23 protein-coding genes are annotated in these 20,892 nt (G+C 67.5%); 14 read left to right on the top strand and 9 right to left on the bottom strand.

Annotated elements, in window-relative coordinates:
• The first annotated feature begins 77 nt into the window (after positions 1-77).
• The 4 genes from CFB40_RS36815 (at position 78) to CFB40_RS36800 (ending at position 3,528) form a co-directional block, all read left to right on the top strand.
• Positions 78-917 (top strand): universal stress protein, encoded by an 840-nt coding sequence (locus CFB40_RS36815; RefSeq protein ID WP_089434180.1) that lies wholly within the window; start codon positions 78-80, stop codon positions 915-917.
• A gap of 8 nt (positions 918-925) precedes the next feature.
• On the top strand, positions 926-2,125 hold the full coding sequence (locus CFB40_RS36810) for an acetate/propionate family kinase (RefSeq protein WP_089434179.1): 1,200 nt from the start codon (positions 926-928) through the stop codon (positions 2,123-2,125).
• A 69-nt stretch (positions 2,126-2,194) separates the two neighbouring features.
• Positions 2,195-2,698 carry a universal stress protein gene (locus tag CFB40_RS36805; protein ID WP_089429407.1) on the top strand — a complete coding sequence of 168 codons (504 nt, stop codon included), beginning with the start codon at positions 2,195-2,197 and terminating at the stop codon, positions 2,696-2,698.
• A complete protein-coding gene (locus CFB40_RS36800; RefSeq protein ID WP_089434178.1) occupies positions 2,695-3,528 on the top strand; it encodes a universal stress protein in 834 nt (277 codons plus the stop codon). Before CFB40_RS36805 ends, CFB40_RS36800 begins: the two co-directional genes overlap by 4 nt.
• 48 nt (positions 3,529-3,576) lie before the next feature.
• Here CFB40_RS36800 and CFB40_RS36795 read toward each other — a convergent pair whose 3' ends face one another.
• Positions 3,577-4,047 carry a universal stress protein gene (locus CFB40_RS36795; RefSeq protein WP_089429405.1) on the bottom strand — a complete coding sequence of 157 codons (471 nt, stop codon included), beginning with the start codon at positions 4,045-4,047 and terminating at the stop codon, positions 3,577-3,579.
• A 248-nt stretch (positions 4,048-4,295) separates the two neighbouring features.
• Here CFB40_RS36795 and CFB40_RS36790 point away from each other — a divergent pair, with 248 nt between their 5' ends.
• The 3 genes from CFB40_RS36790 to fnr all read left to right on the top strand — a co-directional run bounded on the left by CFB40_RS36790 (position 4,296) and on the right by fnr (position 8,049).
• Positions 4,296-6,290: a PAS domain S-box protein gene (locus tag CFB40_RS36790; RefSeq protein WP_089434177.1), complete on the top strand. Its 1,995-nt coding sequence runs from the start codon at positions 4,296-4,298 to the stop codon at positions 6,288-6,290.
• On the top strand, positions 6,287-6,934 hold the full coding sequence (locus CFB40_RS36785; protein ID WP_089434176.1) for a response regulator: 648 nt from the start codon (positions 6,287-6,289) through the stop codon (positions 6,932-6,934). Before CFB40_RS36790 ends, CFB40_RS36785 begins: the two co-directional genes overlap by 4 nt.
• Before the next feature lie 341 nt (positions 6,935-7,275).
• Positions 7,276-8,049, top strand: coding sequence for a fumarate/nitrate reduction transcriptional regulator Fnr (gene fnr, locus CFB40_RS36780; RefSeq protein WP_089434175.1), 774 nt, complete (start codon positions 7,276-7,278; stop codon positions 8,047-8,049).
• Positions 8,050-8,072: 23 nt separating this feature from the next.
• On the opposite strand, the gene CFB40_RS36775 is transcribed toward fnr, so the two are convergent.
• Complete coding sequence (locus CFB40_RS36775; protein ID WP_089429401.1) at positions 8,073-9,062, bottom strand: zinc-dependent alcohol dehydrogenase family protein; 990 nt, start codon at positions 9,060-9,062, stop codon at positions 8,073-8,075.
• A gap of 174 nt (positions 9,063-9,236) precedes the next feature.
• On the opposite strand from CFB40_RS36775, the gene CFB40_RS36770 reads away from it, so the two are divergent.
• The 4 genes from CFB40_RS36770 to CFB40_RS36755 are packed head-to-tail and all read left to right on the top strand — an operon-like array spanning position 9,237 to position 13,451.
• Positions 9,237-10,238 (top strand): Acg family FMN-binding oxidoreductase, encoded by a 1,002-nt coding sequence (locus tag CFB40_RS36770; RefSeq protein WP_089429400.1) that lies wholly within the window; start codon positions 9,237-9,239, stop codon positions 10,236-10,238.
• A gap of 51 nt (positions 10,239-10,289) precedes the next feature.
• On the top strand, positions 10,290-10,625 hold the full coding sequence (locus CFB40_RS36765) for a c-type cytochrome (RefSeq protein WP_089434174.1): 336 nt from the start codon (positions 10,290-10,292) through the stop codon (positions 10,623-10,625).
• Between the two features lie 22 nt (positions 10,626-10,647).
• The gene (locus CFB40_RS36760) at positions 10,648-11,688 is read left to right on the top strand and encodes an LOG family protein (protein ID WP_089434173.1); all 1,041 of its coding nucleotides are present in this window, start codon (positions 10,648-10,650) and stop codon (positions 11,686-11,688) included.
• Positions 11,685-13,451: a SulP family inorganic anion transporter gene (locus tag CFB40_RS36755; RefSeq protein WP_089434172.1), complete on the top strand. Its 1,767-nt coding sequence runs from the start codon at positions 11,685-11,687 to the stop codon at positions 13,449-13,451. The genes CFB40_RS36760 and CFB40_RS36755 overlap by 4 nt, the downstream gene beginning before the upstream one ends.
• A gap of 98 nt (positions 13,452-13,549) precedes the next feature.
• Here CFB40_RS36755 and CFB40_RS36750 read toward each other — a convergent pair whose 3' ends face one another.
• The 7 genes from CFB40_RS36750 to CFB40_RS36720 all read right to left on the bottom strand — a co-directional run bounded on the left by CFB40_RS36750 (position 13,550) and on the right by CFB40_RS36720 (position 18,001).
• Entirely contained in the window at positions 13,550-13,789 is a 240-nt protein-coding gene (locus tag CFB40_RS36750) for a hypothetical protein (RefSeq protein ID WP_089429396.1), read from the bottom strand.
• 50 nt (positions 13,790-13,839) lie between these two features.
• The gene (locus CFB40_RS36745) at positions 13,840-14,490 is read right to left on the bottom strand and encodes a BON domain-containing protein (protein ID WP_039353456.1); all 651 of its coding nucleotides are present in this window, start codon (positions 14,488-14,490) and stop codon (positions 13,840-13,842) included.
• A 257-nt stretch (positions 14,491-14,747) separates the two neighbouring features.
• Positions 14,748-15,182, bottom strand: a complete 435-nt coding sequence (locus CFB40_RS36740; protein WP_089429395.1) for an Hsp20/alpha crystallin family protein — start codon at positions 15,180-15,182, stop codon at positions 14,748-14,750.
• 180 nt (positions 15,183-15,362) lie between these two features.
• Positions 15,363-15,638 carry a DUF1488 domain-containing protein gene (locus CFB40_RS36735; RefSeq protein ID WP_089429394.1) on the bottom strand — a complete coding sequence of 92 codons (276 nt, stop codon included), beginning with the start codon at positions 15,636-15,638 and terminating at the stop codon, positions 15,363-15,365.
• A gap of 65 nt (positions 15,639-15,703) precedes the next feature.
• Entirely contained in the window at positions 15,704-16,174 is a 471-nt protein-coding gene (locus CFB40_RS36730) for a universal stress protein (protein ID WP_089429393.1), read from the bottom strand.
• A gap of 143 nt (positions 16,175-16,317) precedes the next feature.
• A complete protein-coding gene (locus CFB40_RS36725) occupies positions 16,318-16,791 on the bottom strand; it encodes a hypothetical protein (RefSeq protein ID WP_089434171.1) in 474 nt (157 codons plus the stop codon).
• Between the two features lie 328 nt (positions 16,792-17,119).
• Entirely contained in the window at positions 17,120-18,001 is an 882-nt protein-coding gene (locus tag CFB40_RS36720; protein WP_089434170.1) for an endo alpha-1,4 polygalactosaminidase, read from the bottom strand.
• A gap of 57 nt (positions 18,002-18,058) precedes the next feature.
• Here CFB40_RS36720 and CFB40_RS38480 point away from each other — a divergent pair, with 57 nt between their 5' ends.
• The 3 genes from CFB40_RS38480 to CFB40_RS36710 all read left to right on the top strand — a co-directional run bounded on the left by CFB40_RS38480 (position 18,059) and on the right by CFB40_RS36710 (position 20,793).
• Positions 18,059-18,574: a hypothetical protein gene (locus CFB40_RS38480; RefSeq protein ID WP_143329956.1), complete on the top strand. Its 516-nt coding sequence runs from the start codon at positions 18,059-18,061 to the stop codon at positions 18,572-18,574.
• Between the two features lie 357 nt (positions 18,575-18,931).
• Positions 18,932-19,735, top strand: coding sequence for a hypothetical protein (locus CFB40_RS36715; RefSeq protein WP_256976991.1), 804 nt, complete (start codon positions 18,932-18,934; stop codon positions 19,733-19,735).
• Positions 19,736-19,791: 56 nt separating this feature from the next.
• On the top strand, positions 19,792-20,793 hold the full coding sequence (locus CFB40_RS36710; RefSeq protein ID WP_089434168.1) for a fatty acid desaturase family protein: 1,002 nt from the start codon (positions 19,792-19,794) through the stop codon (positions 20,791-20,793).
• Positions 20,794-20,892: the final 99 nt, after the last annotated feature.

Genomic DNA, 20,892 nt, shown 5'->3' with positions numbered 1-20,892 from the left:
TCTGAGTCAAGCACGCGGAAACCCTGCTTCGTAGACTGGATTGCACTGGCGGATCACCCGTCGATGGAGCGATTCCGATGAGCTACAAAAGCCTGGTCGTACACCTCGATACGAGCGCCCGCGCGCATTCGCGTCTCGAGTTGGCGTTGCGTCTTGCCCGGCGCTTCGGTGCGCATCTCACCGGGCTGTTCGCGGTCTACACGCCGGAGCCGCATTCGTTCTACGTGATGGCCGGTTCCGCAGACTATTTCCGCGCGCACCGCGAGCAACGCGACGAGCGGCTCGGCGCACTGGAGCGCCTGTTCCATGCGGAAACCGCGCGGGCCAAAGTGCCGGCCACCTGGGTTCGCGCGGACGAGAGCGCGAATGTGGCCGTGCCGCGTGCCGCCCGTCTTGCCGACCTCGTGATTGCGGGCCAGAGCGACCCGAACGATCCCGAAACCTACATCGACGACCAGTTTCCGGAGAACCTCGTGTTGTCCGCCGGTCGGCCGGTGCTGTTCTGGCCGTACACCGGTGAATTCCCGTCAATCGGCGAACGGGTCTTCGTCGCCTGGGACGGCAGCCGCGAAGCCGCCCGCGCCGCGCACGACGCGCTCCCGTTTCTCGAGCATGCGAAGCGCACGACGGTCGTCGCCGTGGTCGACGGCGATTCGGAAGCGGCGACTACACGCATTCCGGCCGCCGACGCCGCGCTGATGCTGGCGCGCCATGCGCGCGACGTGAACGTGCTCGATATCGACACCGGTACCGGCGCGTCGGTCGGCGACACGCTGCTGTCGCGCGCTTACGAAACGGGTTCCGACCTGCTGGTCATGGGCGCGTACGGGCATCCGCGCTGGCATGAACTGATCATGGGAGGCGCCACGCGCACGGTGCTCGCGTCGATGACGCTCCCGGTGCTGATGTCGCACTGAATCGATCGATGCGTACGCTCGCGCTGCTCGTCGTCAATGCCGGTTCGTCGAGCGTGAAATTCGCGGTGTTCGCGTATCCGCCGCACGGGGATCCCGCGCGGCGGCCGCTGCACGAGGGTGAAGCGATCGAAACCGGCAACGGCGTGTCGATCCGCTTCGACGCCGCCCCGGGCGGCACGCTGCCGCTGCGCACGGGCGATCCATACCGCGCGGTGCTCGCGCAGGTCGCGATGTGGATCCGCGTGCAGCTGCCGCATATCGCGCTCGGCGCCATTGCACACCGTGTCGTGCATGGCGGTGCCCGGTACGTCGACCCGGTCGTCGTCGACGACGCGGTGCTCGACGCGCTTCGCACGCTGACGCCGCTCGCGCCGTTGCATCAACCGCACTGCCTCGATGCGATCGACGCGCTGCGCGACGCGTTTCCCGACGTGCCGCAGGTGGCCGTGTTCGATACCGCGTTTCATCACACACTGCCGCGCGCCGAGCAATTGCTGCCGCTGCCGCATGCATGGTTCGACCAGGGCGTGCGCCGCTACGGGTTCCATGGTCTGTCGTACGAATACCTGGCCGTCGCGCTCGACGAGCGGTTCGGCGCGCGTGCGCACGGCCGCGTGATCGCCGCCCATCTCGGCAGCGGTGCCAGCCTGTGCGCGATGCGCGGCCGCCGCAGCGTCGCGACGACGATGGGCTTCTCGGCGCTCGACGGGCTGATGATGAGCACACGCTGCGGAACCCTCGATCCCGGCGTGGTGCTGCACCTGCTCGAGGCCGGCAAGCTGTCCACCGACGCATTGGGCCACATGCTCTATCACGAGTCGGGCCTCAAGGGCGTGTCGGGCGCTTCCGGCGATCCGCGCGTGCTGCTGGCGTGCGAAGCCGCCGGTGATGCATGCGCCGGCGATGCGCTGACACTCTACGTCCACCGCATCGTGCGCGAAGCCGGTGCGCTCGTCGCGCTGCTCGGCGGCCTCGACATGCTGGTCTTCACGGCCGGCATCGGCGAGCACTCGGCCGTGTTGCGCGAGCGGATCTGCGCGGCGCTCGCCTGGCTCGGCATCGACATCGACGTGGGCGCGAACGCGGACCATGCGCAGGTCGTGTCGTCCGCATCGAGCGCGGTCACGGTTGTCGTCGAGCCGACCAACGAAGCGTGGATCGCCTCGCGCGCCGCGGTCGGGGTGCTGCGCGCCAACCGCGACGCTTGATCCAGATCAGCGCGATTGGCGCGCACGCGCCGATGATGATCTCATCCACCTCCGTTCAAGGGACATGCCATGTTCTCGAACATTCTGGTTGCACTCGACGGCAGCGACACGTCGTCCCGTGCACTCGACGCCGCGCTGGCTATCGCGTCGGAGACGGGTGCCCGACTGACTCCCGTCTACGTCGTCGATTTCCTGGTGCCGGCGTACGACATGTACGGCTACGACCCGTCGATCCTGGTCGACGCCTTTCGTGAAGAAGGGCTGCGCGTCACCGAGGACGCGGCGCGGCGCCTGAAGGCGCGCGACGTCGCCGGCACGCCGCAGATCTCCAACGTCGCGCCGGCAGGCGAAGACATCCCGCACCGGATCGTCAGTCTTGCCAACGAACTCGAGGCCGACCTGATCATCATGGGCACGCACGGCCGACGCGGCGTCCAGCGCCTCTTCCTCGGCAGCGTGGCCGAGCGCGTGCTGCGCCTGGCCACGTGCCCGGTGCTGATGATTCCGGCGGGCTGCCCGTCGGGCAAACCTGCCGAGACCACCGCCGCATCCACCGAAAAGGAGCCGTCATGAGCTACAAGACCCTGCTCGTCCACCTCGACGACAGCGAGCGCTGCGCGACCCGCGTCGACCTCGCGCTCGACCTCGCGGCACGCTGGAATGCGCATCTGATCGGCCTCTACGTGGTCTGCCAGGATCTCTTCGAACCGTTGCGGCGGCCCGACGAGCCGCTGAAGCTGGCCGTCTACGAGCGCCTGTGCGACCAGCGGCGCAAGGAGGCCGAAGAAAGATTCCTGATGGCCGCCGAGCGCGCGGGACGCAGCGTCGAATGGCAGGCGCCAACCGGCGACCCGACCGCCACCGCCATTCTGCACGCGCGCCACGTCGATCTGCTGATACTCGGCCAGGAGGACCCGGACGATCGCATGACCTACGTGGCGCGTCATTTCGTCGAGGATCTCGTGATGGGCAGCGGCCGTCCGGCGATCGTCGTGCCCTACGCGGGCGACGTGCGGACGATCGGCGAGAACGTCCTGATCGGCTGGGACGGCGGGCGCGAAGCCGCCCGTGTGATGGCCGATGCGTTGCCGCTGCTCGCGCGCGCGCGCTTCGTCAACGTCGAGACGGTCGTGCGCGGTCAGCCCGATCCGGACAAGACGCCGGCGGGCGTCGACGTGGCCGCGTATCTCGAACGGCACGGCGTGCGCGCATCGTTCTCGACGACGCCGCGCGACCGGTCGGTCGGTGTCGGCGCGACGCTGCTGAACCGGGTAACCGACCTGCATGCGGATCTGCTCGTCATGGGCCTGTACAGCCATGCGCGCATGCACGAGCGCGTGCTGGGCGGTGCGACGCGCACCGTCCTCGAGACGATGACGGTACCGGTACTGCTGTCGCACTGACACCGCACGCAAGACGACGGGGCAGCCGCCCGCGGCTGCCCTCTTTCGTCACAACACGGCCGCACACGCGCCCTGCCCTTCACGCACGACCAGCACCGGCCGGTCCGCGGTGCGCACCAGCGATTCGGCGACGCTGCCGAGCACCGCGCGGCGCACGCCGCGGCGTCCGTGCGTGCCCATCACGATCAGGTCGGCGTCGCATTCCGCGGCAGCTCGCGCCAGCACGGACGAGACATCCTCGCCGCACGCGTCGATCGTGTGCGCGGTGCCGAGCACGCCGCACAGGCGAAACGCGGTCTCCGCGTCCGCCACCGCGATCGCGGCCCTGTCCGCATCCAGCCCCGCCGGATCGCGCTGGTCGATATAACCGCTGTCGACGTCCGTCAGTCGAGGCGCGTCCGATACCACGCACACGGCGACGATCAGGCCGCCTGAATCGCGGACGAGCGCGATCGCCTCGTCGAGCGCCAGCCGCGAACTGCGGCTGCCGTCGAGTGCCGCGAAGATCCTTGCATACATGATGCCTCCCTGGTGCCGTCGGGTTTCGACCGGCATGCCACACCAGTCTGGGCCCGACGCGCGTCATCCGGTTGACGCCGGTCAAGCCGGCACGGCAACCGGCATACGCATCGGTCTCGATTGGCGAACGCAGACAAAACGCGCACAATTTCGGGCGACATCACCGTTTCGGCCCGCCCCGCGTTTCGTGCCTCGCGCCCGGCCAGCCGCCCGCCAGCCGCCGGAAAAATCCGTCAGGATGAACGGCCATGACAGTCAATGCGCCCTCCTTCAAGGCCGGGCCGGATCCGCGCAGGATTCGGCCTGCGCGATACGCGACCCTGGCCGCGCTGCTGACGCTGGCGCTCGGCCTGGCTGCGTCATTTGCCTGCGCCCGGCATCTACAGACCCGGGGGCAGGAAGCCGCCCAGGCACGCTTCGCGCAATCGGCGACGCTTGCGACGGCCGACCTCCGGCGCAGCCTCCTCGGCGCCGCTACCGTGTTGCGCGGCGCGCGCGGCTTCGCATCGACGCTGGCCATGCCTCAATCCGGCGACGCATGGCACCGCTACCTCGCCAGTCTCAATCTGGACGGTTTGCAGTCGCCCGTCCGCAGCGTTGGAAGAATCGAGCCGAGCGCCGACGACGACAATCAGGCGACCCGGCGGGCGCTGCAGCGCGCGGCGGAAACCGGCAAGACCGCGCTGGCCGCGAACGCAATCCAGGACAGCGCGGACACGACGATCGCCCGCACGGCGCTGACGCTGTATCTGCCGATTTATGCGAACGCTGAAGACGGGGCTTCGTCCGGGCCGCAGCATGCGCGCGCGACCGGATATGTTTATGCGGCGCTCGATCCGGAGCGTCTTGTCGATCCGTCGGTCCTGGATCGTCTGCACATGAAAATCACGGCCGACAACCCGGCGGCCCCCATCTATTCCGGCGGGTTCAGCGGCGACGACGCCACCGCCGCCCGCGACATGCTCACGCGAACGGATACGTTGACGTTCGGCGGCACACCGCTCTCGCTGCGCTACAGTGCGCCGCCCGCCGATACGGCCGGATCCGCGATGGCCGTGATGGTGGCCGGAATCGCGCTGTCGCTGATACTGGCCGCCCTCGTTCGGCAGGCCGCCGTCAGGCAAATGTCGGGCGCCGTCCCCGGCGGCGAAGGCCAGCCGACCGAGGCCCGGATGATGGGCATCATCCGGTCATCGATGGAAGCGATCATTACCGTCGATGAAGGCCAGACGATCGTGATATTCAATCCGGCCGCGGAACGCGTGTTCGGCGTCTCGGCGATGGAGGCGATCGGCGCGCCGCTCGCCCGCTTCATCCCCGAGCGCTTCCGCGCCGCGCACACGCGGCACGTCGAACAGTTCGGCGTGACGGGCGTCACCGAGCGGCAGATGGGACAGCAGCGCGTGCTGTTCGGCCTGCGCGGCGACGGTTCGGAGTTTCCGATCGAGGCGTCGATCTCGCAGATTCGCGACGGCACCGGCAAGCTGTACACGGTCATGCTGCGCGACGTCACCGAGCGCGTCCGGGCGGAAAATGCCCTCAAGCAGTCACGCGAGGAACTGCGCGACCTGTCCGCCAACCTGCAGAATGTGCGCGAGGAAGAAAAAACGCGGATTGCGCGTGAACTGCACGACGACCTCGGCCAACAACTCACGGCGCTCAAGATGGATCTCTCCGCCGTCGAACTGGGGCTCGCGGGCGTCGTCGCCCCTCACACCGGCGTGCGCGAGCAGTTGGGCGGCATGCATCGCCTGATCGATTCGACCGTGGCGTCGGTTCGACGCATTGCGGCCGATCTGCGGCCGGTGATGCTCGATGACCTGGGCCTCATCCCGGCGATCGAGTGGCTGGTCAATGATTTCACGCATCGCTACCGGATCACGGTCGACCGGGACATCGCCCCCGTCGATACCGCGTTCACTAGCACCGGTGCCACGACGCTGTTCCGCATCGTGCAGGAAGCGCTCACCAATGTCGCGCGCCACGCCGATGCGACGCAGGTGACGCTCGCCTTGAAAGTGGAAGACGGCTACTGCGTGCTGCGCATCGCGGACAACGGCCACGGCGCCCCGGAGAACACGCACGACGAGCGCGATCGTCCGTCGTTCGGGCTGATCGGCATCCGTGAACGCGCGCACATGCTCGACGGCACGGTGACGATCGACAACCGGCCCGGAACGGGGTTCACGATTACCGTGGCGCTACCGCTTCATGCCATCCAGCAAGGAGATGTGCTGTCATGATCAGGGTACTCATCGCCGACGACCACGCCCTCGTCAGGGACGGCCTGCGGCACATCCTGCAGAGCGCGAGCGGCTTCGAAGTCGCGGGCGAAGCGAGCGACAGTGCATCCACGATCGCGCTCGTGCGGGACACCCCCGCGAATGTCCTGGTGCTCGACCTGTCGATGCCGGGCCGAAACGGCGTCGAACTCATCAAGCAGATCAAGGACGAGAAACCGGCATTGCATATCCTCGTGCTGACAATGCATGCCGAGCAGCAATACGCGGTGCGCGCGTTCCGCGCCGGCGCGTCCGGCTACATGACCAAGGAGAGCGCGAGCGCCGAGCTGGTGGCGGCGCTGACCAAGATCGCGGCCGGTGGCGTCTACGTCAGCCTGACGATGGCCGAGCAGTTCGCGCAGAGCCTGAACGAGCCGGCCGATCTCCTGCCGCACCAGCGCCTGTCCGATCGCGAGTTCGACGTGTTCCGGCGCGTCACCACCGGCGAGTCGATCTCCGAGATCGCGGAAGCGCTTTGTGTCAGCGTCAAGACGGTCAGCACGTACAAGACGCGGATACTCGAGAAGATGCAGATGCCGAACGACACGGCGCTCGTGCGCTATGCGATGCGTCACAAGCTGTTCGACGACCCGGACGATCTCTGATGCGGCTCCGGCGCACGACCGGTGCGCCCCCGCGTCGCCCCGCCAGGATGCCGCGCCTCTGTAGGAAACGTCCTACAACCCTTCCGCGTGTCCTACCGCATCTTCAATTGCGGCTGATTTCCGTCGCGGCGCGCGCCGTCCATACTGCGTATCAAGAAAAACAAGCAAGCGTGCCTCCCGGAGCAAGGGCCGCATCACCATCGAGACCGGCGTACCGGTCTCCTGGCCCTCCGGTGTGGTTCCCCATCAGGTAGGCGGCAGACGCCGGGGCCGCCGATACGACGGCCAGCGCGAACCTGCACGACAGCGATTCGCCGCCGCCCCAAGCACTGGAGCCGATCATGCAGAGCCATGCCGAAGTCTCGCCGACCATGCCGTTACGCCCGTTCATTCCGCTGCATCCCGTCGAACGGGTGGACCAGCCGAAGCGCGCCGCGTCCCGTTGCTCGACGTGCGCGTTGCGTACCGTCTGCATGCCGGCCGACCTTTCGCCTGACGATTTCGCGCGTGTCGACGCGATGATCTGCACGACGCGGCACGTCCGGCGCGGTGAAACGCTGTTTCGCGCAGGCGACACGTTCAACAGCATCTATGCGGTCCGGACCGGGTCATTCAAGACCATCGTGATGCATCGCGACGGCGACGAGCAGATCACCGGCTTCCAGATCGTCGGTGAATCGCTCGGGCTCGACGGCGTGCACACCGGGCACCACAACGGCGACGCGATCGCGCTAGAGGACAGCACCGTCTGCATCATTCCGTTCGGCCAGCTCGAGCAGATGTGCCGCGAAGTGCGGCCGATGCAGCATCACGTGTACCAGATGATGAGCGGCGAAATCGTCCGCGAATCCGCGCTGATGCTGCTGCTCGGCACGATGACCGCCGAACAGCGCGTGGCCGCGTTCCTGCTGAACCTTTCCACCCGCTTCAAGGCGCGCGGCTACTCGGCCGCCGAGTTCGTGCTGCGGATGACGCGCGACGAGATCGGCGAATATCTCGGGATGAAGCTCGAAACCGTCAGCCGGATGATGTCGAAGTTCCAGCACAAGGGGCTCGTCGCGGCGCAAGGCAAGCAGATCCGCATCGTCGATCCGGAAGGCCTCGGGCAAATCTGACCTCGCTGTGTGCGGCGGGCGCATCAGCCGCGCATGGCGAGCACCGCCGCCCCCGACAAACGCCCGGAGCGCAAGTCGTCGAGCGCACGGTTCGCGTCGGTCAGCGCATAGCGCACGGCCTCGACCCGCAGCGGCATCGTATCGGCGACCCGCATGAATTCGACCGCATCCGCGCGCGTCAGGTTGGCGACCGACACGATACGGCGCTCGCCCCACAGCCACGCGTACGGAAAGCCCGGTATGTCGCTCATGTGGATGCCGCCGCATACGACGATCCCGCCTTTGTCGACCGCGCGAAGCGCTGTCGGCACCAGTGCCCCCACCGGCGCGAAGATGAGCGTGGCGTCGAGCGCCTCGGGAGGCGCTTCGTCGCTGCCGCCGGCCCACGCGGCACCGAGTGAACGCGCCAGCTGCTGCGCCACGGTATCGCCCGGCTTCGTCAGCGCAAACACCTTGCGTCCCTCGATATGCGCGACCTGCGCGACGAGATGCGCTGCCGCACCGAAGCCGTAGATGCCGATGCGCCGTGCATCGCCCGCCATGCGCAAGGTTCGATAGCCGATCAGGCCGGCACACAGCAGTGGCGCGGCTTCGAGATCGGTGTAGCGCTGCGGCAGATGCACGCAATACCGGTGGTCGGCGACGGTGCACTCCGCATAGCCGCCGTCGATCGTATAGCCGGTGAATCCCGGGCTGTCGCACAGATTCTCACGGCCCGTCGTGCAATACGCGCAATGGCCGCACGTCAAGCCGAGCCACGGCACACCGACGCGGTCGCCCACGACGAAGCCCGTCACGCCCGCGCCGAGCGCACGCACCGTGCCGACGATCTCGTGCCCCGGGATCAGCGGCAGCTTCGGATGCGCAAGCTCGCCGTCAACGACGTGGAGATCGGTCCGGCATACGCCGCATGCGTGTACGTCGATCAGCAACTGGCCCGCCGCCGGCAACGGGTCCGGCACGCGCGCCTCGCGCAGATGCTGTGTCGTGCCGTCAAACATCATCGCAAACATGCTCGCCTCCCCGCGCACGCATGTTCGTGCGCGTCACCTCTCCACGCTAGTCGCTCCGCGCCCCGAACGCATGGCCCGGTGACGGGCGCTTGATGTGGGTCAACGGCGGACAGACGGTTGCTGACACGATGAAGTGACATGACGCCCCCCGTGTGGCGACCAGGAGATGATCGAATGGTATCCGTTCCCCCACTAGCCGCAAGCGCCCACCCTGAAGCACATCTGAGGTCGCTGCTGGCCTACGCGGTGCTGGCCCCGTCCAGCCACAACTCGCAGCCGTGGCGGTTCATCGTCGACGGCCCCACGATCGCGGTCTGCGCGGATCGCGTGCGCGCGTTGCCCGTCATCGATCCGTTCGATCGCGAGCTGCTCATCAGCTGCGGTGCGGCCCTGCTCAACCTGCGCGTCGCGCTCGATCACGCCGGGCTCGCCCACACGATCAGCACGTTCCCGTCCGACATCGATCCCGATCTGCTGGCGCTGGTCCGGGTGTGCGACGACGGCTATTCCGACGCGTCGCTCGGCGCGCTGTTCGATGCGATTCCGGAGCGCGTCACGACGCGTGCGCCGTTCGAATCGACGGCTGTTCCGGACACGCTGCAGCGCGAGCTGATCGCGGCCGGTGTCGCGGAAGGCGCCGAGATCACCTGCGTCGACTCGATCGCGCATCGCGCACGGGTGGCCGAGCTGGTTGCAGAGGCCGATCAGGAGCAGTTCGCGGACCCGCGCTTCAGGCGCGAACTGGCGAGCTGGATCGATCCGCGCCGCCACGTCGACGGCATGCCGGCGTTCGCGGCCGGCGTGCCGACGCTGCTGGACTTCGCGGCGCCCGTCGTGACGATGGCGGTACGGACGTTCGATCTCGGTAACGGACTGGCCGCGCTGCATCACCAGCTCGTCGGCGCGTCGCCGTTGGTCGTATGCATCTCGACCGTGCGCGACGATCGCGACGCGTGGCTCGCCGCCGGACAGGCGCTGGAGCGCGTCCTGCTAGTCGCGACGCGCGCAGGCTATACGGCGTCGTACCTGAACCAGCCGATCGAGACGACCGAGCTGCGCGCCCACCTGCGTCACATGCTCGGGCTGCACGGCGAACCGCAGTTGCTATTGCGTGTCGGGCACGGCCCGCATACGCCGCACTCGCCGCGTCGCCCGCTCGACGAAGTCGTTTCGTGATCGCGCCCGGCGGCACGGCGCGGCCTTTCTGATCCGGACGAGGAAAAAATCATGAACCTCCTGCGTTGCGCCGCCTTCTGCGTGACCGTCACGGCGGCCAACCCGGCCGCCGCGCAGACGGCCGTGCCCGAGCCGACCGATCTCGTCAATGCGCAGCACTGCATGTTCTGCCACACGTCCGACATGACGTTCCTCGGGCCGTCGTTCCACGACATCGCGCAGCGCTACCGCGGCGATCCGGCCGCCGCGCCTGAACTGGAACGCAAGCTGCGCGTCGGCGGCCGCGTGCACTGGGGCGACACGCCGATGCCATCCGCCGAGGATCGCGGCGGCCCGCTGTCCGCCGACGACGCGCACCAGCTCGTGCAATGGGTGCTGAGCCAGTAACCGGCCCGCCAGCCAGCCGCTCATGTCGACCGTCGTCAAACGCGTTCCCGTCGGTACCGCGCGAGGTGGAGTGCGCCGCCGTGCCGCAGCCGGCCTGACGTCGGCGGCCGCGCCCGGCAAACGCGCTCGCACACGGCCCGATGCGATCGTCGGCAACGACCGCGTCCAGCGCATCCCGCATCGCGCGCCGCGTCTCGCCAACCGTCCGGACTGCACGCCCGCCGACGACGATGCCACCCTCCTGCAGCGCGCGGGCATGCGCGGCATCCGGCTGCAACTCGACTACTGGAAGGCCGAGGAACGCCTGCAGAACGAACGCATCGGCCATGCCGTCGTGATCTACGGCAGCACGCGCATCGTTGCCCCGGCCGTCGCGAACGCGCGGCTGAACGAAGCCAATCGCCTGCTCGCGGCGCGGCCGCACGATGCGGGCCGGCGTCACGCCGTCGCGGCGGCGAGCCGGCTCGTCGAGCACAGCGTGTATTACCGCGTCGCGCGCGAATTCGGGCGCATCGTCGGCCACGCCGACCGGTGCACGCGCGCCGCGCGGCTCGCCATCGTCACCGGCGGCGGCCCGGGCATCATGGAGGCCGCCAATCGCGGCGCATACGAGCGCGGCGCGCCGAGCATCGGCTTCAACATCGAGCTGCCGCGCGAACAGGCACCGAATCCGTACATCACGCCCGGTCTCTGCTTCCGGTTTCACTATTTCGCGATCCGCAAGCTGCACCTGCTCGAACGCGCGAAGGCGGCGGTATTCTTCCCCGGCGGCTACGGCACGTTCGACGAGCTGTTCGAAGTCCTGACGCTGCTGCAGACGCGCAAGATCCCGCCGCTGCCGGTCATCCTCGTCGGCGAAGCGTACTGGCGCCGCGCGGTGGATCTGGCCTTCCTCGCCGACGAAGGGATGATCGCTCGCGCCGATCTCGACCTGTTCACGTACTGCGAATCCGCCCCGGACATCTGGCACGCGATCGGCGACTGGTATGCGCGGCGGCGCACGGCGCGGCCGGTGCGCCGCCGCACGACGCCGAAGCCGAAGCCGAAGCCGAAGCCGCAATGAACCGGCCGCTTTCCGCCCGCGTTGCCCACCTGTTCCCGGGCTTCACCATGCTCGCGAACTACCGGCGCGCATGGTTCTCGCGCGATCTCTATGCGGGCATCGCGCTGTCGGCCGTGCTGGTGCCCGTCGGCATGAGCTATGCCGAGGCGGCCGGCCTGCCCGCCATCACGGGGCTCCATGCGTCGATCGCCGCGTTGCTCGCGTATGCGCTGCTCGGCCCGAGCCGGATCCTCGTCCTCGGCCCGGATTCGGCACTGGCCGCGCTGATCGCCGGCGCCATCGCCCCGCTCGCCGGTCACGATCCGCAGCGCGCCATCGCGCTCGCCGGCGCGCTGGCGCTGTTGGCCGGCACGATCTGCATCCTGCTCGGCGCGCTCCGCCTCGGCTTCGTCACCGATCTGCTGTCGCGTCCGATCCAGTACGGCTACCTGAACGGCATCGCCATTGCGCTCGCGATCGGCCGGTTGCCGGAACTGCTGGGCATGCCGGTATCGGGCGGCGACGTGTTCGCCAGCGTGCCGCGCATCGTGCAGGCGCTCAACGCACACCGGTTTTCCATTGCCGCGACCGCGCTCGGCATCGGTACGCTCACCACCATTTTTCTGATGAAACGCATGATGCCGCGTGCGCCCGGCGTCTTGATCGCGGTGCTGGCGGCAACCGTCATCGCGCAGGTGCCGCGGCTGCACGGCGTGGCCACGATCGGCGCCCTGCCTGCCGGTGCGCCCGTGCCGCATCTGCCGGCCGTCTCCGTCGCCGATCTGGTCGCGCTTGCGTCCGGCGCGATCGCCGTCGCGCTGGTGTCGTTCGCCGACATCAGCATGCTGTCGCGCGCACTGTCCACTCGCGCGGGCGACACACCGGACCGCAACCAGGAACTGGTCGCTCTGGGCGCCGCCAATCTGCTGGCCGGCGTGATGCACGGGTGCGCGGTCAGCAGCAGCGCATCGCGCACGCCCGTCGCGATTGCCGCCGGTGCGCAAAGCCAGGTCACGAATCTGGTCGCGGCGGCCTGCATCGCGCTCCTGCTCGCCGCCGCCCCGGCGCTGCTGACCCTCGTCCCGCGCGCGGCGTTGGCCGCCGTGGTGATCTACGCGGCGTTCGGCATCGCGGACGTCCGCAGCGTCGTGCGGCTGTACCGGATGCGCCGCGGCGAATGCCTGATTTCGGTGCTGTGCTTCGCCGGCGTGATCGGCATGGGCGTCGTGCCCGGCATCCTGCTCGCCAGCGCGCTGTCGCTGCTGTCGTTCGTGTGGCGCGCGTGGCATCCGTACGATGCGGTGCTGGGCCGGCTCGCCGGCGTGCGCGGCTATCACGACGTCGCGCGGCATCCGGACGCCGTGCCGATACCGGGGCTCCTGCTGTTCCGCTGGGATGCGCCGCTCTTCTACGCGAACGTCGAGATTTTCTGCGAGCATCTGCACGCGGCGATCGCGAAGTCCGCGCCACCGGTTGCGCGCGTCGTCATCGCGGCCGAGCCCGTCACCGATATCGACATCAGCGCCGCGGACCGGCTCGTGATGCTGGGCGAGGAACTCCGGGAACGGAAGATCGCGCTGGACTTCGCGGAAATGAAGGGCCCGGTGAAGGATCGCCTGCGCGCCTACGGGCTGTTCGACGTGTTCGGTCGCGCCAGTTTCTTCCCGACCGTGACCGACGCCGTCGCGCATCATGTCGGGCGGCAACGCAGACATGCACGCGACGACGAACCGGTCCCGCGCGCGGCGCTGCCGCGTGCCACCCGTGATCGGTCGGACGGCTAGGCACGTCGATGTCGATGCACACGCGATGCGACGCCGGTTGCGTCGCGTGGCGAACGAAACGCCGGCACCCGTGCGACACGTGCACGGGCGCCGCGACCTCACACCGTGAACGTGTTCGACTTCCTCATTTCGACCCACGTCATCCCGACGCGCAGCCCGTCGATCGCGGCTTCGCGCTCGGTGCCGTGGGTCCGGCTGTGCGCGAACGTACGCTCGCACGCGCCCTCCGGCGACACCAGCGTCACGTGGATCCTGCAACGATAGCCGCCCGTTCCGGCGACGATCGTCTCGATCGCCACCGACCAGTCCGCGTCGTGCACCTCGCCTGACAATGTCATTTGATTCCCCTTTCCGCGCGCACTGCGCATCCGGTTGCCGCTTGCCGGCGTTACTCGACGACCAGATCGTCGACGACGGCGCGCACGCCGCGCGCCGACCATGCCGCCCCGCGCACGGCCTTGCGCTCGGAGAACGAGCCGACCTTGCCGGACAGCCGCACCGTGCCGTCGCGCACCTCGATCGCGATGTGCTTCGCCTCGCGCTCCGCATGGCGCATGATCGCGCGCTTGATGTTGCCGCCGATGTCGGCCGAACCGATCGTCCCCTGCACCGCGATATGGTCGGTCACGCCGGTCACGCTGCGCATCTGCGAGATCGCCCGCACGGCGAGGTGGCTCTGGTACGCCCATTCGACCCTGCCGGACAGCGTGATCCAGCCGTGTTCGACCTGCACCTTCACCGCGTCGTCGTGCAGCCCGACCGTCCAGTGCAGCACCGAACGCACCGCGTTCGCGATGTCCTCGTCGGTGCGGACGTCGTCGTCCGGCAGATGCACGGTCATGTCGACGACGAGCGCCTTGACGCCGGCCACGCGGTTCGCCGCCCGCTCGATCGCCAGCTTCTCCGCATAGCTCGGCGGATGACCCGAGAGCGTCACGATCCGGTTGACCACCTCGACACCGATACGTGTCGCGTCGATCGCCGGGTCGGACTCCAGTTCGTCCTGAACGTCCTGCTTCAACTGCTTGTCGGTCTTCATCGCCTGCACTCCTGTGAGCCGCGGCGCGCCAGTCCGCCGCACATCTCCAGAGTTGCACACGCGCGGCCGGGGATCGCTGATGCAGGTCAACGGACGCCGCCCGACGCGCAGACGGAGCGCTCCCGCGCCGGCGGCACCGGATCGAATGCGCAGGCGTTCGCGCGACCGCCACAATGAAACGGCGCGCGGATCGCTCCGCGCGCCGGTATCTCCGTTCGGACGACGCGTGCCCGCATCGCCCGCTGCCTGCTCTCCGATCAGCTGATGGCCAGTTTCTTCTGCGCGACCGGCGCCTTCTTCGGGAGCGTCAGCGACAGCACGCCGTCCTGGTAAGTCGCCGTCGCGTTCGCGTCGTCGATCTCGCCCGACAGCGAGAACGAGCGGCTGATCGCGCCGCTGTAGCGCTCGCGCCGGATCACGCGTTCGCCCTCCTTCTGCTCCTGGTTGCGCTCGATCTTCGCGTGGATCGATACGGTGCTGCCCGTCACCTGGACGTCGATGTCGTCCTTGGCGACGCCCGGCAGTTCCGCGTTGACCTTGTACGCCTCGTCGCTTTCCGTCACGTCGATCTTCATCGAGGCCAGATCGGGCTCGTCCGTCAGCGTCATTCCGCGCAGCGGCCTGAACAGCCCCTGAAACAGGTCGGCGACGGGTTCGATCGAAAACGGATCGTAACGCGTGACATTGCTCATGGTTCGCACTCCTTGAACGATAGACAAGCGGCCCGCGCGTTCGTCCCGCCCGCGCGACGCCATGATGAAGACCGGATTGGCGCGGCACCGTGTGCCGCACAACGGACGAACGATCATCAGGATTCCAGCGTAAGTGCCCGTATCGGCACGCGCTTGATGCGCGTCAACGACTGCGGGCGCTCACGTGCAGAACCGGAAATAGCCGCTGTGAAGCAGAATCGGCCGCCCGCCCATCTCCTCGAGCAGGCAGCGTGCGGCGCGCTCGATCGCGGGACGGTGGCGGGCAAACGCATCCACGAGATCCTGCTCGCACGGCGACGCCGCGCGGAAGTGATCCTCCAGCGCTTCCGCGGTAATCGCGCAGCGCACGCGGTGGCCTTCGACCAGCGCCGGAAAGGTCAGTGCCGGATCCAGGCCGCAATACGTCGGATGTTCGGAAGGAAACGAGATCTGCATGATGGCCACCTCGGCAGGTTGCGCACGGGCAGGCGCCGGCTGGCGGCGCTGCGTGCATGGCGGCCCTACGCCGCCGCCGCGGCCGGTGCGGCGTCGGTGCCGCGCATGAGCAGGACCGGGCAGCTCGATCCGCGCAGGAACCGTTCGGCGACGCTGCCGAGGAACAGCCGCCGGACCCCGCGCCGCCCGTGAGTGCCGACCACCGCGAGATCGATCGACCGCTCGGCGACGTAGCGCTGCAGCCGTTCGGCGACACTCTCGCCCAGCTCGGTCTCGACGAGTTCCGTCTCGCCGTTGACCGCAGCATGCGCGATGGTTCGTTCGACGTGTCGCAGGACCGACGCGCCGTCGCGCCGGATCTCGTCGAGCAATGCATCCGGGTCCAGGCGCCCGCTGTAAGTGATCAGCAACGACTTGTCGACGACGAAAACGGCGAACAGGCGCGCACCGCACGAGCGCGCCACCTTCAAGCCCTCGTCGAGCGCGCGTTGCGATGAAGGGCTGCCGTCCACGGCGACCATGATGTTCGTGTACATACCGACCTCGCTGGATGACCCGATGCGCCGGCGGCGTTCGGCCTGGTTTTCATCATCGGCGTTCGCCGGAAACGGGCGTTGACGGAGGTCAACGGTTCGGAATCACGCGGAAACCGGCAGACGCACGGACGCGAGACGCCGGATCATCGCGGCACGACCGGCGCCGTCGGCACGTCGGACGAACGCGCCGGGTTCCCGTATGACCGGAAGCCTCGCTCGATGTCGAGGATCTTCGCCGCGCACGCGTCGTACCGCCAGCCCGGGCCGCCGTCGCCGGCGTACATGCCCTTGCACATCGCCTTGAGCCGGATCATCGACGCGCCGCCCGACGTCGTTCGGGAGGCCCACAGATACACTTCTCCGGCCAGAATCGGCGCCGCCGTTTCGATCGTGTCCGCATCGGCGCGCGTGATCCGGGTCGACGAATGCGCTTCGACGTAGCCGCGTGCGAAGTGCCATGCGCGGTCGCATTCGGCAGGCGTCGAACACTGCAGCACCGCGGCCTGGCGCGTCGCGAACAACTGCGTTTCCGTCGACCGGAAGGCCGCGTTCCGTTCCGCGCCGGCGCACGCGGCCAATGCAAGGAGCACGCCGAGCGCCCATAACCGTTGGTTCATCACCCTGCCCCGCAACGCATCGCGTTCCGCCCGCCAGCGGGCGGCATGAACACGCCCGGCGCGAATCCGGCCCCGTCGCCGCCGCCATCCCGCATGCGGCGCGCAGTGGCGTGCGGCATCGCGCGAGCGCTCGACTCGACTGTATGGCCTGCGTGGGGAATGCGGTTGACCTGCGTCAATGGCCGGCCCGGGCGACGCGGGCCGCGAACCGGAATGCTGTCGATGCCGCACCGATGCCTGGGCGCACGCACCCGTCCGTGCGCGCAGTCGCGATGCCCGCGTCGTCATCGCGGCCGATGCGATCGCACTCGGCGACGCGCGCCGCCGCTCACTCGAACCGGCAAGCCGCGCGCGGCAGCGCCGCCAGCGTGTCGCTCGACAGTTTCAGAATGCCGTCGAAATTGGCCTGGTTGTCCGCCGGGCAGAAAGCCGCGAGCGTCATGCCGTCCGGGCGCGTGTACTCGACATTGAACACGGCCTTGTTCAGCGCGATGAAGCTCGCGTAGTCACCGCACTCGTGGAACCTGTTGCATTGCTCGTTGAGCGCCCAGTCGGCCACTTTCGCCATCGCGGTGGCGATACCCGAACCGTTCTTGAGGCCCATCGACATCCCGCGATCGTGCGCGGCGGCGATCAGCGCCGTGTTGTACCGCAACTGATCGTCACGCGTCAGCGGAAAGCCGGTTTCCTGGCGATAGCTGTCGTCGAGGTCCGGCTCGATGCCGTCGCAGCCCTTTTTCTTCGCCTGGTCGAGCCGCGCCAGCATCAGCGGCATCAGGATCGCGGTCTGGCGGATGTCCAGCCAGCGTTCGTGATCCTCATACCCTTCGACGGGGTTGCCGAGCACGCTGTCCGGAAACTTGCCGGCATCGCCACGCGTGTCCTCGCGCCCGCCCACCTCCATGTAGCAGACGACATAGATGCCCTTCGCCTTCAGGCGCTGGATCGTGCCGGCATCGGTCAGCTCCATGTCGACGTCGAACATCTTGCGCGGGTTGTTCACGCCGTCCAGCACCGTCTCGTTGATCCGGTTGCCGTCGATCTGCCATTGCCAGCTCGTGCCCGGCACGAGCGGTTTCCACGCGGCGCCCTGCGAGGCGCGCACGGAGGTGGCCGCGAATGCGCTGCCGGGCGCGGACGAATCGGAGTCGCCTCCGCACGCCGCGAGCAGCAGCATCAGCACGAATGAAGCGAACGATCTTGCGGACATGGCGAATCCTTTGCCTGTTGGGCGGCTTGTCAGGATGCGAGGGTGCGAGGGAGACACGTGCAGCGGAATGCGGGCGATGCATCTGCCGATACTGCGGTGGTGCGCGAATGCGCGAGGTACGTGCGGATGGTAGGCGGGAACACTGCGCCCATCTGTTCCGATTTGTCGATTTTTGTGGGCATGGTGGGGCGCCGGCAAGCCGTCAACCTCGTGATGGTCAAGAACCGCCGACGCGCGGCGACCGCATCCGGAAAAATCGGATTTTTTGCATTGAACACCGTTAACGCATCAAAAGCAAAAATAAAAATGACTTTGATTTCCAGAACCCAAAATGGAACCGATGTCACGATATTTTTATTTACAGCATTTCAACCACTCCAATGCATTATTCAATTCATGAAGACAATTCGTGGATGCCACCTTCATCTCTTCAATCCATTTTCATGGCGACACGAGCCTCCTCCCCGAGACCCGCCACACAAGCCGATATCAGCCATTCATTTCATGACATCGCGCTCGTTTTCGACAACCATCAGCCTCATCATTCAAATGAAATCAACAATGAATAAATAGATTGAATTTGTTTGACAATCAAACGTAAGGATAATTAAAGTCGTCGCCGACGATGCGCGGGTCGCCTCTCGATTCGCGCAATCCCCCACCATCACCAGGGCAAGCAAGGCAATGAATTCAATTGATGGCCGCACCGCGGGCGGGAACCGCGTCGAGCCCAACGGCGCCCGCCACCGGCCACTCCGGATACGCCGCGGAACGGTGTCGGACACATCGGGAATCTGCGCGCTGTTCGAACGGGAATACGGCGACTCGTCGCACCCCTGTCTCGATGCGGGCTACGTGAGGCGCGCCGTCTCGAACAAATCGGAGCTGTGGTTTGTCGCCGAAGAGGAGACGCAAGCCACGATCGGTTGCATGAGCGTCAGCTACAACGCGCAGAATCGCTCGTGGGAATACGGCCGCGCGATGATTTCCCGGCACCATCGTCACCTGGGCGTCCTGTCGGCGCTGATGCAATCCGCGATCGACACGTTGCCGGCCGCGGATCACGACCTGGCGTTCGCGATTGCCCGCACCGATATCGCGCTGCGTGCGTTGCTGCGTCATCTCGATGGCGTCGTGGTCGGACACGACGGGTCACCCGACAGCGCGCACGGCGTGCGTGAACATCACGTCATCGCGCTCGAGAAATTCCGCTCGCCAAGCTTCAGGCATTGCCTGCCGCTTTCCCCGATCTTCCGCGAGTCCGACATCCTGCGCGGCGCGATCTTCGAGCCGCTCGGTGTCGCCGGTACGCCGGCACCGTATCCCGATACCTGTTTCTGGGGGCATGGGCACGAGTGCGCGGACGACTTCACGTTTCGTGTCGACGAGCGGGCCGATGCGATCTATCTCTGCCAGCATGCAGGCGGCCCGTTCATGACCGAGCGCGACGTCACGGCCGACCTGCTGCGTTTCCTGAAACGGCGCGGCACGACGGCCTATGTCGGCGCGATCGTGCTCGCCGACAAGCTGACGCTGGTCAAGGCGATGCTCGAAGCCGGCTTCCGCATCACGGCCTATTTGCCGGCGTGGCACTGGAGCCGCGGCGCGCGCTACGACTGCCTGCTGCTCGCCCGGCGCGACAACGGGTTCGCGAGCAAGAACGGACTCGACGCACACATCGACGGGCTCGATGCCGCCTACCGCGAGATCGGCCAACGCATCCTGTCCACCTGAGATCCGCGCCGGCCACGCATCGCGCCCCCCATCAATCCACTTAATCGAGGTAGCACATGACCCAAGACGAATGGCGCTCGGTCAAGGCAATATTGCCGAACGGACCCACCGGACACCTGACGCTCGCGCTCTGGTTCGCCGATGTCGCATTGCTTGCCGCTGCGTGGGTGCTCTGGCTCGCCGGCGGGCCCGGACGCATCGCCGCGCTCGTCCTCGCCACGCTCGCGCTGATTCACCTCTATCTGATCTTGCACGAGGCACTGCACAACGCCGCATCGCGTACTCGCGCGTGCAACGAGGCCATCGGCCATCTCTGCGGATGGATCATCGGATTGCCGTACCTGCCGCGGCGCAGATCGCATCTGGGCCATCACGCGTGGACCGCGCACCCGACACGGGATCCGGAGAATCGCAAGATGATCCAGAAGTTTTCCGTGATGACGGAACGCGGCGCGCGTACGCTCGAATTCATCTGGCGGCACTGGATCCCGATGATGGCGTTCAATCATTTCCTCAGCCACTGGATCGCACCGTTCCTGCACCGCGATACGCCTGCGTATCGCGCGAAATCGAATACCGAGATCGCATTCAGCGCGCTCTACCTGGCCGGCTATGCGGCGGTCGGCGCGCTGGCGTATCGTGCGGGCGTGCTCGGCAGCCTCATCGCGTTCTCGACGATCCTGTGGATCGTGTTGCTAATGGCCGTCGAACTGCTCAACCTTCCGCATCACGCCGAGATCCCGCTGCTGGCCGACGACGCGGCACGCCCGCCGCTCTGGGAGCAGGACGTGGTGTCGCACAGCTGCGCCAACGTTCCCCTCTGGTCACGCTGGGTGATCCTGAATTTCAACCTTCACGTCGCCCATCATGCGTACCCCTGGTTGCCGTGGTACGACCTGCCTCGCGCACAACGGCTGCTCGATGCAGTCTCGACGGCCGAGGCGCCGCGCCAGACCCACGAGTGGGCATTCGCCGTGACCAAGCGACGCCGGCCGCTGCTCGAACTGATGGGGCACTTCTTCGACAAGCGTGGCGCGTCGTCCCAGGGCGGACGCTGACGCTCCGCCCTAGCGAGCGCATCCGTCGGGTGCCGGCGGCCCGGCCCGCGACGACAGCGGCGCCTCCGGTTGCCGGTCGAGGAAATCGGAGACCATGCG

Origin of the sequence: Burkholderia sp. AU31652 (assembly GCF_002223155.1) — a bacterium.
In the GTDB taxonomy this organism is placed as follows: Bacteria; Pseudomonadota; Gammaproteobacteria; order Burkholderiales; family Burkholderiaceae; genus Burkholderia.
The sequence above is the reverse complement of the archived record's forward strand: the minus strand, read 5'-3'. Positions and strand labels throughout refer to the sequence as shown.